Below are 13,765 nucleotides of genomic sequence, written 5' to 3' on the forward strand. Positions count from 1 at the left end.
CGCGGGATTCAGTGGCGGCGCCGGGTCCGGGCCGTCCGGCTCCGACCCGTGGGGCGATGGTGCGAACACACGCTGGATCTGCTGGTCGGCCACTGATCCCCCCGAAGATCGTTATTCATCTATTTTCCTGCCCCATGCTACGGCCCGCGGCAGCGGGCCAGCCACCCCGTCCAGGACTCGCGCCCGGGGCCGGACGTGGCGGAGTCTGAGCGCCCGACCCGCCCGTTCCGCCGCCGTCAGGGGCGTGTCGGTGGCGTGTCGGGGCGATGTCAGGCCACCGGCGCACGCTCTGAGGCATGACAGCTGACCTGGTGATCGAGGCCGAGGGCCTCGTCAAGAACTTCGGGAAGACGAGGGCGCTACAGGGCGTGGACCTCGCCGTACCCCGAGGGACGGTACTCGGGGTGCTCGGCCCCAACGGCGCCGGCAAGACCACCGCCGTACGCATCCTCTCCACGCTGCTGAGCCCGGACGGCGGCACCGCCCGGATCAGCGGCTTCGACGTCGTCCGCGACGCCGAACGGGTCCGGCAGAGCATCGGCCTCACCGGTCAGTACGCCTCGGTCGACGAGGACCTGACCGGGCGGCAGAACCTGGAGCTGTTCGGCACCCTGCTGGAACTGGGGCGCACCGGCTCCCGACGGCGGGCCGCCGAGCTGCTCGACTGGTTCGACCTCGCCGACGCCGCCGACCGGCCGGCCAAGACCTACTCCGGCGGCATGCGGCGCCGGTTGGACCTGGCCGCCAGCCTGGTCGGCTCGCCGGATGTGATCTTCCTGGACGAGCCGACGACCGGGCTCGACCCGGCCAAGCGCGAAGACATGTGGGACGTCGTCCGGTCGCTGGTCACGAACGGGTCGACCGTCCTGCTCACCACGCAGTACCTGGAGGAGGCCGACGCGCTGGCGGACGCGATCACGGTGATCGACCACGGCCGGGTCATCGCGCACGACACCCCGGAAGGGCTCAAGAGGGTCGTCGGCGGCCAGACGCTCGAGGTCCGGCCGTCCGACCCCGCGCAGCTGTCCCGGACCGCGGCGATCCTGTCCGAGGTCAGCTCCGGCGCGCAGGCCGACGAGATCCGCAAGGGCGTGCTCGCGGTACCGGTCACCGACGACGCCGCGCTGACCGAGAGCGTCTCGCGGTTCGCCGCCGCCGGCATCACGGTCACCGAACTCTCCCTGCACCTGCCGAGCCTCGACGAGGTGTTCTTCACCCTCACCGGGCGTACGGCATCCGAGGACGACACCACCAGACTCAAGGAGGTCGCGGCATGAGCACCCTGGTCGGCGCACCACCCACGGCGAGCCCCACGCTCTCGACGGCCGCCCCGAACCCACGACCGTTCCGGCTGGTCCGGCACTCGCTGGCGCTCGCCAAGCGCAGCCTCATCAAGACCTGGCGTACGCCCGAGGCGCTGATCGACGTCACGCTGCAGCCGGTGCTGTTCCTCGTCATCTTCGTGTACATCTTCGGCGGCGCGGTCGCCGGATCGACCCACGACTACCTGCAGTTCCTGCTGCCCGGAATCCTGGCGCAGACCATCGCCACCGGCGCCATCGCGATCGGCGTCAACCTCAACACCGACATCGCCAAGGGCATCTTCGACCGGTTCCGGTCGCTGCCGATCCCCCGCTCCGCACCACTGGTCGGCGCGGTCCTGGGCGACGTCGTCCGGTACGTGATCGTCACGGTCTCCACCCTCGCGATCGGCTACCTGCTCGGGTTCCGGATCGACACCGACCCGCTCCGGGCGATCGCCGGCTGCCTGCTCGCGGTGCTGTTCGCGCTCTGCCTGAGCTGGCTGCCGGTCTTCGTGTCGATGAAGGTACGCACCCCGGGCGCCGTGCAGGGCCTGATGTTCGCGCTGATCATGCCGCTGAGCTTCGCGTCGAACGTGTTCGTCAGCGCCGACACCCTGCCGGGCTGGATGCAGGCCTTCGTGGACGTCAATCCGATGACCCACCTGGTGGCGGCGGTGCGCGGGCTGTTCCTCGGCACCCCGCTCGGCTCGCACGTGTGGTGGACGCTCGCCTGGTGCGCCGGCTTCGTGGCGGTGTTCATGCCGCTGGCGCTGCGCGCGTACCGCAAGAAGATCTGACCTAGGCGAGCAGGTCGTCCATCAGCTCGCGGATGCGGGCGACGGCGGCGGCGACCGGCCGCCCGCGCCACGCGGCCAGCAACGGCTCACGCTGCTCCTCACTCCCGAGGGCGGCGCTGAGCCGTTCGGCGTCGCCGGGCGGGAAGAACGTCCCGACGTGGGTGCCGATGCGCGTCCCGAGCGCGAACAGCTCGCGCACGGCCTCGACGTCACCCCGGTGCGCCGCGAGTTCGGCGCCGCCCTGGGCCCACGCGCCGATCACCGGCAGGTCCTTCGAGGAGAGCGCCTCGTCCCGGGCGAGGGTCAGCAACGCGGCGGCGTCGGCGTCGGCGTCCTCGCCGGGGACCGGCCGCACCTGGGCCACCCGCAGGTGCAGCACCGCCACCGCGACCCGGAGGATGACGCGCGGCTGCGGCGGCGCCCCGGTCCACGCCGACAGGATCAGCTTCACCCCCTCGGCGTGGGCGAGGGCCTCGTCGTACCGCTCACGCTGCCAGGCGAGGTGGGCCAGCCCGAGGCGCGCCTGGGCGCTGTCCAGCTCCTCGGCCTCGCCCGGCGCCGCCGTGTCGACCAGCCGCCGCTCGGCCTCCCGGTCACCGGCCAGGGCGAGCTGCATGTCCAGCCGCACCCGGACCGACCGGGCGTCCTGCGTGGCGCCGATCAGCTCCATGTGCCGGATGCTGCGGGCCAGCCAGTCGGTCGACCGGTGGTCGTCGCGCGGGACCAGGAACTGCCCGACGGCCCCCGCCGCCATGGCCATGCCCCAGTGGTCGCCGGCCACCTCGAAACGGCGGTACGCCTGCTCGGCGTCGTCCACCGACGCCTCGGGCATGCCACCGTTCTCCCGGATCGCGGCGCGGGCGAACAAGCCGAGCGCCTGCACGTACGGGTCCGGGTCCGCGATCAGCTCGGCGGCACCCTTCATGCTCTCCTCGGGATCGGACGTGTCGAACCCGGGCAACGCCGAGGCGAGTGCGGTCTGCCGGGGTGACACCTCGGCGGGTCGTTCGGCGAGGAGCGTCCGCAGCGCCCGGCGGGCGAGCACGGCGAGCCGGAGCTCGCCGCTGATGCCGGCGTTGACGCCGATCAACAGGCACGTCCGGGCGATCCGGTCGGCATCGGGCAGCGGCCGGCCGGTGGACCGGCCGTGCAGGATCGCGGAGCGTCGCCGTCGGTCCGGGTCCGCCACGTGCAGCAGACCCCGCGCCCACCCGAGAACCTCGAGGTGCAGACCGCGCACCGTCCAGAGGTAGAGCAGTGCCGTGGCGACGTCGATCGCGGCCGGCTCGTCGTCCTGTCCCAGCGCCCAGCGCAGACCCGCGATGAGGTTGTCCTGCTCGGCGGCGCAGCGGGCGAGCGCCTCGATCTGGCCGGCGCCGACGAACCGGTCGGCGAGCGCGACGGCCTGCTCCCGCGTCCACCCGACCAGCCCGGCCATGGCCACGTCCCGGTCGCCGGCCGCGTCGAGGCGGGCCTCACCGTACTCGCGGACGGTCTCGAGCATCCGGTAGCGGGGCGGGCCCTCCCCCTCGACCAGGGCCAGCAGGGACTGTTCCACCAACGTCGCCAGGCCACGGCGTACGTCGGGGGTTCCCGCGACCGCGGCGGCGAGGTCCGCGGTGAACGGCGCGGGGATGACGGCCACCCGCTGGAGCAGCTCGCGGTCGTCGGGCGCGAGCAACTCCCGGCTCCAGTCGACCATCGCCCACAGGCTCGCGTGCCGGTCCGGCAGGCCGCGCAGGGCGTCGTCGAGCAGCGCGAACCGGTCGACCAGCCCGGCGAGCACGTCGTCGATCGGCATGTGCCGCAGTCGCGCGGCGGCCAGCTCGAGCGCCAGCGGCAGGTTGTCGAGCCGGTGGCACAGTGCGAGCGCCCGCACGGTGTCCCAGGTCGGCACCGCGCCGCCGGCCCGCGCCCGCGACTCGAGCAGCCCGAGCGCGTCGGCGTCCGGCAGCGCGGTCAGCCGGTGGACCAGCTCGCCGGCCAGGCCCAGCGGGGCCCGGCTCGTCGCGAGCACCGCGACCTCCGGCGAGGTCACCGCGACCAGGTCCGCGACGACGGAGGCCACCGCGTCGAGAACGTGCTCGCAGTTGTCCAGCACGATCAGCCCGTCGAGGTCCGGCGCCACGGCGCGTAACCGTTCCTCGGGGCTGAGCACCCGCCGTTCGAGGCCCAGGCTGCCGCCGGTCGCCGAGGTGTCCGCGCCCCCGAGCGCCGCGAGCACCGTGGGCAGCACCTCGTCGGGCGAGCGCAGGCCAGCGAGTTCGATCACACGTACGGCCCGACCGGCCGCCGCCGCGCGGCGTGTCACCTCGGCGGCGAGCCGGGTCTTCCCCGCGCCGCCGGTCGCCACGATTGTCACCAGAGCCGTCTCGGTGAGCGCCTGGCCCACCATCTCCACGTCCCGCTCCCGACCGACGAGGGCGGTCACCGGCCGACGCCATGCGGCGGGCAGGGCGATCCGCGCCGGCTGCCTGGGCGGCGCCACGACGGCCGGGGTGGTGAGCTCGCCGCGCAGCAGCGCCAGGTGAACCTGCGTGATCACGGGCGACGGGTCGGTGCCGTACCGGTCGGCCAGTTCGGCGCGAAGCCGCTCGACCACCTCCAACGCCTCGGCGTCTCGCCCCTGAGCGGCGAGCACTCGAACGAGCAGGGCGGCCGACGGCTCGTCCGGGGGCGTACGCGCGACCAGCCGGCGCAGGTCGGCCTCGTCGAACGGGCCCGCACCGGCGAGCGCCGCCTCCGCGCGCAGCGCGGCGACATCCGCGAACAGCCGGGCGTCCTCGGCGCCGAGCAGTTCCGGGACTTCCGGGAACAGGGCGCGGGCCTGCTCGGCCGAGTCGCGGGCGGCCAGCACGTCACCGGTGCGGAGCAGGGCACGCCCCCGCTCGACCAGCGTCCGCGCCTCGATCGCGTCAACGCTGATCTCCTCCGCGGGCAGGCGGTAACCCCCCGGCACCGCGACCACCGGTAGCCCGAGTCGGCGCACTCGGGACACGAGCGCCTGGACCGCGCCGGACGCGTCGTCGGGCGGCGTGCCGCCCCACACCGCGTCCATCAGCAGCGTGCTGGAGACCGCCCGGCCACGCGCGTCGACGAGCGCGCGGAGCACCGCCGCGAGGCGCTCACCCCGGACCGGCCGGCCGTCGACGGCGAGCGGGCCGAGGATCGTGATCTGCACGGACCCAGCATCCCCCACCCCCGCACCGGGCTGCTGGTCGCCCGCTCAATCGCGGGTGCCGGCGGCCGTTCCCCCTTGCCGCCGTGGGTCCGCCGTGGCCGCCCGGCCCACCGCCGGTGGCCGGCCGTCAGCCCCCGGCGCCCTCTGCCTCCCCGTCCGGTGTGAAGGCGCCATCCGCCTGGCCGGTGTCGAGGTACACGTGTTGGTGCCCCTGCCCGGCGTCGATGTTGATCTGGTCGAGCTGCGCCGCGGCCACCGACCACGTGGTGGTGGCGAGGGTGGCCTGGCGGGCCGCCAGCAGCAGGTGGTCCTTGCGTCCGGGGACGGGCGCGGTCGCGGCGAGCGCCACCGAGTCGACCGCGACGGCGGCCTGCTCGACGGCGCCCCGCAGGCCCCCGCGTGCGACGTTGGTCGCGGTCGTGCCCGAGGGAGGGTCGGCGAACTGATCGAGTTGCTGGCGCATGGTCTGCTGCCACTGGCGGACCTGGGAGGTTTCGGGTACGCCTCCAGCTTCCGCAGCCTGCTTGATCGCCAGGATGATCGGTGAGATCTGGTCGCCGGTCCGCCGCGCCATCCCGGTCAGTTCGATGATCTGCTGGACGTCGCGCTCGGCCTCGGCTTCATGTATCTCGGCGATGCTCGCCTCGGTCGGCGTTGGTTGCCCGGCCGAAAATCCGATCAGCCCTCCGATGAGGCCCGCGACGAGCACCGCGACGGCGACGCCGGCCACCAGCCGTGTCCGGTAGCGCCGCTGTTTGACGGGCGGCTGGGCCAGATAGGACGGCTTCCCAGTTCGACGCGACACGGTGTGCCCTCCTACCGATCCGGCTCCTGGCCGGGAGACTAACCCTTTCTGTGATGTCCGTCGATAGTTCGGTTCTGGACGCCCAAACTTTGGTCGTCGAGGACTAAAGGTGGCGTCGATGAGATCCGGCGGTCGTTTGCCGGGGCGCGAGCGGCACGGCGCGGCGCCCGGACAACGCCGGGCTCCGCGCCGCGTGAATCGCACACCCGCCACCGCGCCTTGGCGATGTGTCGACCGCTAGCGGGCGTCCGAGCTGCCGGAGGGGGTCAGGGGAGAACCTGGAAGGTGAAGGTCTTGGTCCCGGAGCTGATGGTGCTGCCGGTGGTGGCGAGTTGGCCGGTGACCTCGAAGCTGACGGTGTAGGTGCCGGCCGCGTCGAAACCCCAGTTGACGTGGGCGTGAGTGTTGCGGCTGACGTTCAGGCTGTCGGGCAGCCCGTTGCCGCTGTCGAACAGGACGGTGGGAGTGCCGCCGGAGACGGTGTAGATGCTGAAGCCGGCCGGCCCGGTGACGCTGGTCAGCTTGAACGTCAGCCCGTTGTTCTGCAGCACCCCGCTGGGCACGTCGGTGGTGTTCCAGCCCGCCCAGAGCAGGCCGGCGGTGCTGGACTGCGGCAGGACCCACGCCTGGCCGCCGGTGCCGAGGAAGGACCAGGCCGAGCCGGACGGAACGGCGGTGCTGGCGGCGTGGGGCACCTGGAAGACGACGTCGCCGGGCTGGCGTTCGACCCCGGTCGTGCCGGTGCCGTCGAGGACGTCGACGGTGAGCGCGCCGGCGGCATAGTCGACGTCGATGATGTCGACGTGGCCGCTGGACAGCACGACCGGCGCCGCCGTGGCGGGGCCGGCGGTGCCGGCGAGCAGCGCGGCGACCATGGCGGTGCCGGCCAGGAAGCGGTAACGGATGCGCACGTTGATCACGCCTTCACGGTGAAGTGCAGGGTTGCGGGGGCGGAGGTGATGGTCTGGCCCGTGGCGGCGACGGTGCCGGTGGCCCGGAGGGTGACGCAATAGGCGCCGGAGCGGTCGAACGCCCAGTTGGCGTGGCGGTGATCGCCGGCGGTCAGGGCGATCGCGTCGGGCAGTCCGTCGCCGCTGTCGGCGAGGATCGTCGGTTGGCCCACCGCGTTCTCGGTGTAGATGGCGAGTTGTCCGGGGCCGGTCACGGACTGCACGGTCAGCGCGAGCGCGTCGCCGACGAAGACGCCGGGCTCGACCTCCTCGGCCGCCAGGCCCGGCCAGATCAGGTCGCTGTTCTGCACCTCGGGCAGGATCCAGACCTTCGCGACGCCGGGCGTGCCGAGGAACGCGAAGTCCGGGTTCGTGGGAACGGTGGCCTTGGCCTGACGCTTGACGACCAGCTTGACCTCGTCGGCGGCGTATTCGATGTCGTTGTCCTCGTCGTGGACGCCGATCTCGAGGGTTCCGTCCTCGTAGGCGACGTCGGCGACATCGAGGTGACCGGCGCTGAGCGTGACGAGGGTGCCGGTCTCAGCCTGGGCTGGCGGCGCGGCCGCGAGGAGGGCCGCGGTCACGACCCCCGAGGCGAGCAACAGGCGGATGGGCTTGTGCACGTACCGCTCCTTCCCTGCGGTCCTTTGCGGACCGGCGATTAATGAAAACGATAGTCGTTTCGATTAACGAACGGAAGGGGTGAATGAGGAGAGCGCCCGCGCTCGTGTCGGCAGACGACGGACGCGGGCGCTCTCGGGCGCTACGGGCTCAGGTGGCGGCCAGCGGTCGGGCCCGCTGCCGCCGCCGGCCGAGCAGGCCGTAGCGGGGGGCGGCGAGCCAGCAGCCGGCGAACACCGCGGTCAGGGCGAGCACGATCAGGCCTCCCGATGCCAGGTTGTAGTAGTAGGAGACGTACAACCCGGTGACCGCGCAGGCGACACCGATGCCCGCGGCGAGCAGCATCATCACGCCGAGCCGTTCGGTGAGCATCCGCGCCGCGGCGGCCGGCGTGATGAGCAGCGCGAGAACGAGGATGTTCCCGACCGCCTGCAGGGATATGACGATCGCCAGGGTCACCATCACGTAGAGGGCGGTGTCCAGCCAGAAGACCGGCAGCCCGGACGCCGCCGCGGTCTCCCGGTCCAGGCTGACCGTCACCAGTTCCTTGCGCAGCAGCAGGGTCGCCGCGATCAGCACCGCGCCCACCACCGCAACGGTGATCACGTCGCCGTCGGACAGTCCGAGGATCTGACCGAACAGGAAGGAGGCGAGGTCACCGGTGTACGTGCCCTGGGTGCTGATCAACACGATGCCGAGGCCGAACGCGAACGCGAAGAACACCCCGATGACGGCGTCCTCCTTGAGCCGCCGGTTCTGCGACACCACCGAGATGGTCAGGGCCGTGACGACTCCCGCGATCGCCCCACCGATCGCGAGGTTGGCGCCCAGCACATAGCCGACCGCCACCCCGGGGAACACCGCGTGGGCGACCGCGTCGCCGATGAACGCCATTCCGCGCAGCACCACGAAGCTACCGACCACCGCGCAGACCACGCTGGCGAGCATCGCGACCGTGAACGCCCGCTGCATGAACACGTGCTGCCAGGGTTCGGCCAGGATCTCGATCACTTGGGGACTCCCAGCACGGTCAGCAGTTGGTCGGAGGAGGTCACGCCGAAGGCCCTCAGCCAGACCGCCGGGTCCCGAAGCTCCGCAGTCGGCCCTTCGGCCACGACCCGCTGGTTGAGTAGGCAGAGCCGGTCGCACGTGGCGGCGGCGGCCGGCAGGTCGTGGGTCGTCATCAGCAGCGCCGTGCCGTCGGCGCGCGGTCGGGCGACCAGATCGGTGAGCAACTCCTGGGTGGGGACGTCGACCCCGGTGAACGGTTCGTCGAGCAGCAGCACCGCCGGCCGGGACGCCAACGCCCGGGCGACCAGCACCCGTTGCCGTTGCCCCCCGGAGAGCTGCCCGACCGGCCGGTCCCGCAGGTCGGTCAGCCCGGCGCGGGCCAGCGCCTCATCCACCGCCTCCCGGTCGGCGGACCGGGGGCGGCGTAGCCACCCGATGGCACGGGTACGCCCGGTCAGCACGGCGCCGGCCACGGTGACCGGGAAGTCCCAGGCGAACTCGTGCCGTTGCGGGACGTACCCGATCATCCGCCGCGACCGCGCGACCGGTTCGCCGCCGATCAGCACCTGGCCGCTCTCGACGGGCAGCAGACCCAGCACCGCCCGCAGCAGCGTCGTCTTGCCGGCCCCGTTCGGCCCGATGAGCCCGACCATCTCTCCGGCGCCGACAGTGAGGTCGACACCGTCGAGGGCGAGACGTTCACCGAGCCGTACGCGCAGCGATTCCACCCGCAGCGCCGCGGTCACGCCGACTCCGCGCCGGTCGGGCCCGTGTGGCGTCGACGACGAGCGGCGACCAGCAGCAGGGCTCCGACAGCGACCAGCGTGCCGCCGCCGCCGACTGCGGTCAGTACCCACCCCGCACCGGTACGCGGCAGCGGGCCCGATCCGGTGTCGGACCCGGTGCCGGCACCACCGTTGCCCGAGCCCGAGCCCGAGCCGCTGCCCGGATCGGTCGCGTCGCCGACCGCGATGGTGAGGGTCTTCGTGTCGGTCACCGCCTTACCCGCGGTGGTGGTGGCGCTCATCTGCACGGCCAGCCGGTAGAGACCGGGCTTGCTGAACGCCCAGTTGCCGTGCGCGTGGGTGTTCGGCGGGACGCTCATCTGCTGCGGCAGGGCCTTGGCCGAGTCGAACAGCACGTCGGCCTTGCCGAACGAGCCGGTCAGGAAGAGCGTGAAACGTCCCGGCCCGGTGACCCCCTTCAGCGCCCAGGTCACGTTGCCCTTCGTGCCCGCGACGACGGACTCGTGCTGGGTGTTCCAGCCGGGCCAGACGATGCCGGACTGTTGAGCCTGCGGCAGCAGCCAGACCGCGTCACCCGGCTTGCCGAGGAAGTCCGCGCCCGCCGGCACCTCGACCTTCGCCGTGTCCTTCACGTGCAGCACGACGTCGGACAACTCCCGCCACACCGGTGGGCTGACGGTGTCGTCCTTGATCCTGATGATCCAGGCGTCCCCGGTCAGCTGCGGGCCCATGTCGACGTGCCCGTCGGCGATCACCTTCCGGCCGGCGGCGGTCGTGGGAGCAGCAACCTTGGCGGCCGGTGCGGTCAGGGCCCGTGGCGCGGCGGCGGGCTTCGCGCTGGTCCCGGATGCGGCAGCGGACGTGCGCGGGGCGCCGCTCTCGTCGGGGGCGGCGGGTCGGGAAAGGGCCGGCGCCGGCAGCGGCGCCGTCGGGCCCGGGTTGATCGTCGGGACCTGCACCCGGTAGCTCTCCTGCGTGCTCGCCTTCTCGCCAGAGGGCAGGGTGACCGACGCGGCAAGGGTCACCCGGTGCTCCCCGGCCGCGTCGAACATCCAGATCAGGCTGCCGGCGCGGGTCGCGGCGGGCAGCCGCGCGGTGTCCGGAGCGTCCGGCCCGGTGCCGAACAGCGGAGTCGGCACCCCCAGAGACGAGAGCGTGTACGCGGTGAACCGGCCCGGGCCGTCGACCGCGCGCAGCGACACCTCCACCACGTCGCCGATGGTCGCGCCGCGTCGTACCCCGGTCGTGTCCAGCTGGGGAAAGCCGTTGTCGCCGCTGCTCAGTGACCACACCGGGTGACCGGGTTCGCCGAGGAACGCGAAGTTCTGCCCGGCCGGGACCCGGCCGGCGGAGCCGCCGGCCGGGCCGAGCAGGACGGCGGCGGGGTCGTGGCCGGGCAGTCCCCGCCCGGCCTGCGCCGCGTCGCGGACCCGCAGCGCGAGCGCCGATTTGTTGAGGGCGATCGAGACCAGGTCCGTTCCCGCCGCGGTGGCGGTGGCCGGCGCGGCCGTGACCGGGGCGGCGCCGACCATCAGCGCGAGTACGCCGAGCGCCAGGCCGGCGGCTCCGGCCCGCATGCATCGCAGTTTCATCATTTCCTTCCCAGGCAGCGCAGGAGTTCGTCGGCGTTGTGCCGCATCATGGCGACGTAGGTGGTGGCGTTGGCGTCGAAGGCGTCGCCGTAGACCAGGCAGATGTCGACGCCCTGGTCGGTGGCGACCCGGCGCAGGACGCTGGCGCGGGCCGCGAGGTTCGGCTCGATGAACACCGCCGGGACCTTGAGGTTGCGGATTGTCTCGGAGAGCTTGGTGACCTGCGCGGCGCTCGGCTCCTGCGCCGGGTTGGGCACCACGAAGCCGGCGATGGTCAGCCCATAGGCCTTGGCGAGGTAGCCGAACGCGTCATGGGTGGTGATGAGCTGCCGGCGTTCCGCCGGGATCTTCGAGAGCTGGCCCGCGACGTAGGTGTGCAACTCGCTCAGGTCGGCCAGATAGCGGTCCCGGTTGGCGTGGTACGTCGGGCGGCCCTCGGGGTCGACCCTGCTCAGGGTGTCGGCGATGACCTGCACGTACGCCTTGGCGTTGCGGACGTCCTGCCACAGGTGCGGGTCGATCTCGCCGTGTACGTGTTTGCCGAGCACCGCCTGCGGCAGCTGCCACACCGAGCCGCCCGCGGCACCGAGGAAGCCGAACCGCTTGTCGTCCGGCACCTGCTCGATGGCGCGGTTCGGCACGTCGATGACGACCTGCTCGGCGGGGATGTCGCCCTGCTCGTCGGTGCGGGCGAAGACCGTCGCGGTGTCCAGGTCGACGGCGAGGTCCGTGTGCCCGGCGTCCAACAGCCGGCTGCGGCCGTCGCGCAGCAGCCCTCGGGGCTCGACTCCGACGGCGAAGGCGAACGTTCCCGAGCCGAGCTGGCGCACCGGGCTGCCGTCGCCGGCGTCGACCGCGGCGGAGAGCGTCACCCGGTACTCCCCCGGCTTACTGAACGCCCAGTTCAGGTGGGTGTGCGCGTCCGGCGGCAGCACCGCGACGTCCGTGCCGTCGATGCCGTCGGCGTTGTTGTAGTAGATCTTCGGCTGGCCGAGCGCGTCGGTGAGGTAGGCGGCGAACTGGCCGGGTCCGTCCACCCTGGTCGCCGACAGCCGGATGTCCGCGCTGCGGCTCGGGCCCTTGCCGCGTACCGCCAGCCCGAGCCAGAGCACGTCCAGGCCGACGTCCTCGATCAGCGGGATCAGGGTGGCGCCGTACTGCTCGGCGCCCTCGGCGAGGGAGATGTTCGGTGCGCCCTTGGACACGTTGTTGTCGAACAGCTTGATCAGGGCGTGCTCTTCGAGCAGCAGGTGGTTGGTGAACGCCGCGTCGGCGCGGGCGACCTTCGCGGCGTCGGACGGGGTGGGCTCGTAGGAGTGCGGGTCACCGCCGGCGGGCACGACCGCCTCGACGGTGACGCGGTCGCCGCCGACGTTGCGGACCAGATCGGCGAGGATCTCGGTGCTGACGGCCACCGACACTCGCCCGTCGTCTCCGGCCCGGCTGGGTGCGCAGCCGCTCGTCAGGATCGCCAGGGCCAGGGCGGTCGCCCCGGCGCGGCGGATGCGTCTCATCAGGTGGTTCTCCCCGTGTGGTCGGTGGTGGGTTCGCGGTCGTTGCGGGTGGTGTGGTCGCGGCCGGGTCGGGCCGGCGCCGGGTCGGGGTGGGGCTCAGCCGGTGTCGGCTGCGCCGAGGCGGGTGTCGTCCCGGCGGCGACGACCTCGGCGCGGCCCTGCGCCCGGGCGAGGTCCAGGGCGCGTCGGAGACGTCGCTGGCGACGCCGCCGAACGCGGACCAGGCCCCACCCGACAAGCCCGCAGGCGACCAGCAGGAGAAGCTGCGGCCAGGGCGGCGCCCACAGCGAGGCCCGCGCGACGACGGTGGCCGGTGGTGGGTCGAGGACCTGACCGTCGACCGGCTGCGGGGCCACGGCGGCGGTCGCGGTCAGCCGGACCAGTGGGGGCACGCCGTGCATCCGGACGGTGGTACGTACGGCGCCACCGGGCAGGATCTCCGGCAGCGCGGCACCGTCGACGGTGCGGCCGGCGAGGCCGAACGGACCGGCCACCTCGAGCGACGGCTGTCCGGTGAGCCGGACGTTGCCGGTGTTGCGGACGTCGAACGTCGCGGTGACGGTGCCACCGCGCAGCGGATCGACTGACCGGTTGTGGCCGACGACGAGGTTCTCCACCGCCAACGCGGGTGCGAGCTCGCCGGTGACCCGCAGGTGGATCCGGGAACCCACCCGATGGTCGACGGCGACCTGGTTGCCCTGGGCGTTGGTGGTCGTGGCGGTCAGGGAGGCGACGATGCCACCGGCGTGGTCGCCGGGAGTGGCGTTGGTCGGCACGGTGAGGGTGAACGGCACGTCGAGGCGGGACGTCGACGGAACGGTCACGGTCTGCCTCGGCAGCCGGACCCATGAGCCGACGTCGACCGGTTGCCGACCGGCCGGCAACAGGTCGTAGCCGCCGCGCAGGGTGGTGAAGGCGTCGCTCGCGTACAGGGCGAGGGTGACCGGCCGGGTCGAGTGGTTGGTGATCCCGACGTGGTCCGTCACGCTCGCGCCGGGGTTCAGCTTGTAGGTGAAGGCCGATCGACCGTTCGGCCCTCTCGCCGTGGACGGGGCGATGCCCACGGTGACCGCTGACAGAGGTGCGGACGCGCGAGGTTGGGGCGGCGAGGACGGTCCGGGGCTCGGCGCGGCAGCCGGGACGGTCCGCGGAAGCGACGCCGCCGGAGCCGGGATGAGCGAGGTGAGGGCGAGGGTCGCGACGAGGGTGGGGAGCAGGAGCACGGGCACAGCGATCCGTTCACG

11 protein-coding genes are annotated in these 13,765 nt (G+C 72.9%); 2 read left to right on the forward strand and 9 right to left on the reverse strand.

Features of this window, described 5'->3' with window-relative positions:
* The first annotated feature begins 296 nt into the window (after positions 1–296).
* Complete coding sequence (locus ACIP9D_RS03860) at positions 297–1,277, forward strand: ATP-binding cassette domain-containing protein (RefSeq protein WP_350870719.1); 981 nt, start codon at positions 297–299, stop codon at positions 1,275–1,277.
* Positions 1,274–2,101: an ABC transporter permease gene (locus ACIP9D_RS03865; RefSeq protein WP_350870722.1), complete on the forward strand. Its 828-nt coding sequence runs from the start codon at positions 1,274–1,276 to the stop codon at positions 2,099–2,101. The genes ACIP9D_RS03860 and ACIP9D_RS03865 overlap by 4 nt, the downstream gene beginning before the upstream one ends.
* A gap of 1 nt (position 2,102) precedes the next feature.
* Here the strand turns inward: ACIP9D_RS03865 and ACIP9D_RS03870 are convergent, their stop codons facing one another.
* The 9 genes from ACIP9D_RS03870 to ACIP9D_RS03910 form a co-directional block, all read right to left on the reverse strand.
* A complete protein-coding gene (locus ACIP9D_RS03870; RefSeq protein ID WP_350870725.1) occupies positions 2,103–5,282 on the reverse strand; it encodes a BTAD domain-containing putative transcriptional regulator in 3,180 nt (1,059 codons plus the stop codon).
* A gap of 127 nt (positions 5,283–5,409) precedes the next feature.
* A complete protein-coding gene (locus ACIP9D_RS03875) occupies positions 5,410–6,012 on the reverse strand; it encodes a hypothetical protein (protein WP_350870728.1) in 603 nt (200 codons plus the stop codon).
* Between the two features lie 341 nt (positions 6,013–6,353).
* Positions 6,354–7,007: a choice-of-anchor M domain-containing protein gene (locus ACIP9D_RS03880; RefSeq protein WP_350870731.1), complete on the reverse strand. Its 654-nt coding sequence runs from the start codon at positions 7,005–7,007 to the stop codon at positions 6,354–6,356.
* On the reverse strand, positions 7,004–7,660 hold the full coding sequence (locus tag ACIP9D_RS03885) for a choice-of-anchor M domain-containing protein (RefSeq protein WP_350870733.1): 657 nt from the start codon (positions 7,658–7,660) through the stop codon (positions 7,004–7,006). Before ACIP9D_RS03885 ends, ACIP9D_RS03880 begins: the two co-directional genes overlap by 4 nt.
* A 148-nt stretch (positions 7,661–7,808) precedes the next feature.
* A complete protein-coding gene (locus tag ACIP9D_RS03890; protein WP_350871141.1) occupies positions 7,809–8,630 on the reverse strand; it encodes an anchored repeat-type ABC transporter permease subunit in 822 nt (273 codons plus the stop codon).
* A 35-nt stretch (positions 8,631–8,665) separates the two neighbouring features.
* A complete protein-coding gene (locus ACIP9D_RS03895) occupies positions 8,666–9,415 on the reverse strand; it encodes an anchored repeat-type ABC transporter ATP-binding subunit (RefSeq protein ID WP_400449277.1) in 750 nt (249 codons plus the stop codon).
* Complete coding sequence (locus tag ACIP9D_RS03900) at positions 9,412–10,992, reverse strand: TIGR03773 family transporter-associated surface protein (RefSeq protein WP_350870736.1); 1,581 nt, start codon at positions 10,990–10,992, stop codon at positions 9,412–9,414. The genes ACIP9D_RS03895 and ACIP9D_RS03900 overlap by 4 nt, the downstream gene beginning before the upstream one ends.
* A 14-nt stretch (positions 10,993–11,006) precedes the next feature.
* Complete coding sequence (locus tag ACIP9D_RS03905; protein ID WP_350870739.1) at positions 11,007–12,521, reverse strand: anchored repeat ABC transporter, substrate-binding protein; 1,515 nt, start codon at positions 12,519–12,521, stop codon at positions 11,007–11,009.
* On the reverse strand, positions 12,521–13,744 hold the full coding sequence (locus tag ACIP9D_RS03910; RefSeq protein ID WP_400449329.1) for a WxL protein peptidoglycan domain-containing protein: 1,224 nt from the start codon (positions 13,742–13,744) through the stop codon (positions 12,521–12,523). The genes ACIP9D_RS03905 and ACIP9D_RS03910 overlap by 1 nt, the downstream gene beginning before the upstream one ends.
* Positions 13,745–13,765: the final 21 nt, after the last annotated feature.

The organism is Micromonospora sp. NPDC093243 (assembly GCF_044753725.1).
In the GTDB taxonomy this organism is placed as follows: domain Bacteria; phylum Actinomycetota; class Actinomycetes; order Mycobacteriales; family Micromonosporaceae; genus Micromonospora.

Coding starts and splice junctions, on each gene's coding strand:
- ACIP9D_RS03860 (WP_350870719.1), top strand. CDS start 297: ATGACAGCTGACCTGGTGATCGAGGCCGAGGGCCTCGTCAAGAACTTC.
- ACIP9D_RS03905 (WP_350870739.1), bottom strand. CDS start 12,521: ATGAGACGCATCCGCCGCGCCGGGGCGACCGCCCTGGCCCTGGCGATC.
- ACIP9D_RS03890 (WP_350871141.1), bottom strand. CDS start 8,630: ATGCAGCGGGCGTTCACGGTCGCGATGCTCGCCAGCGTGGTCTGCGCG.
- ACIP9D_RS03900 (WP_350870736.1), bottom strand. CDS start 10,992: ATGCGGGCCGGAGCCGCCGGCCTGGCGCTCGGCGTACTCGCGCTGATG.
- ACIP9D_RS03865 (WP_350870722.1), top strand. CDS start 1,274: ATGAGCACCCTGGTCGGCGCACCACCCACGGCGAGCCCCACGCTCTCG.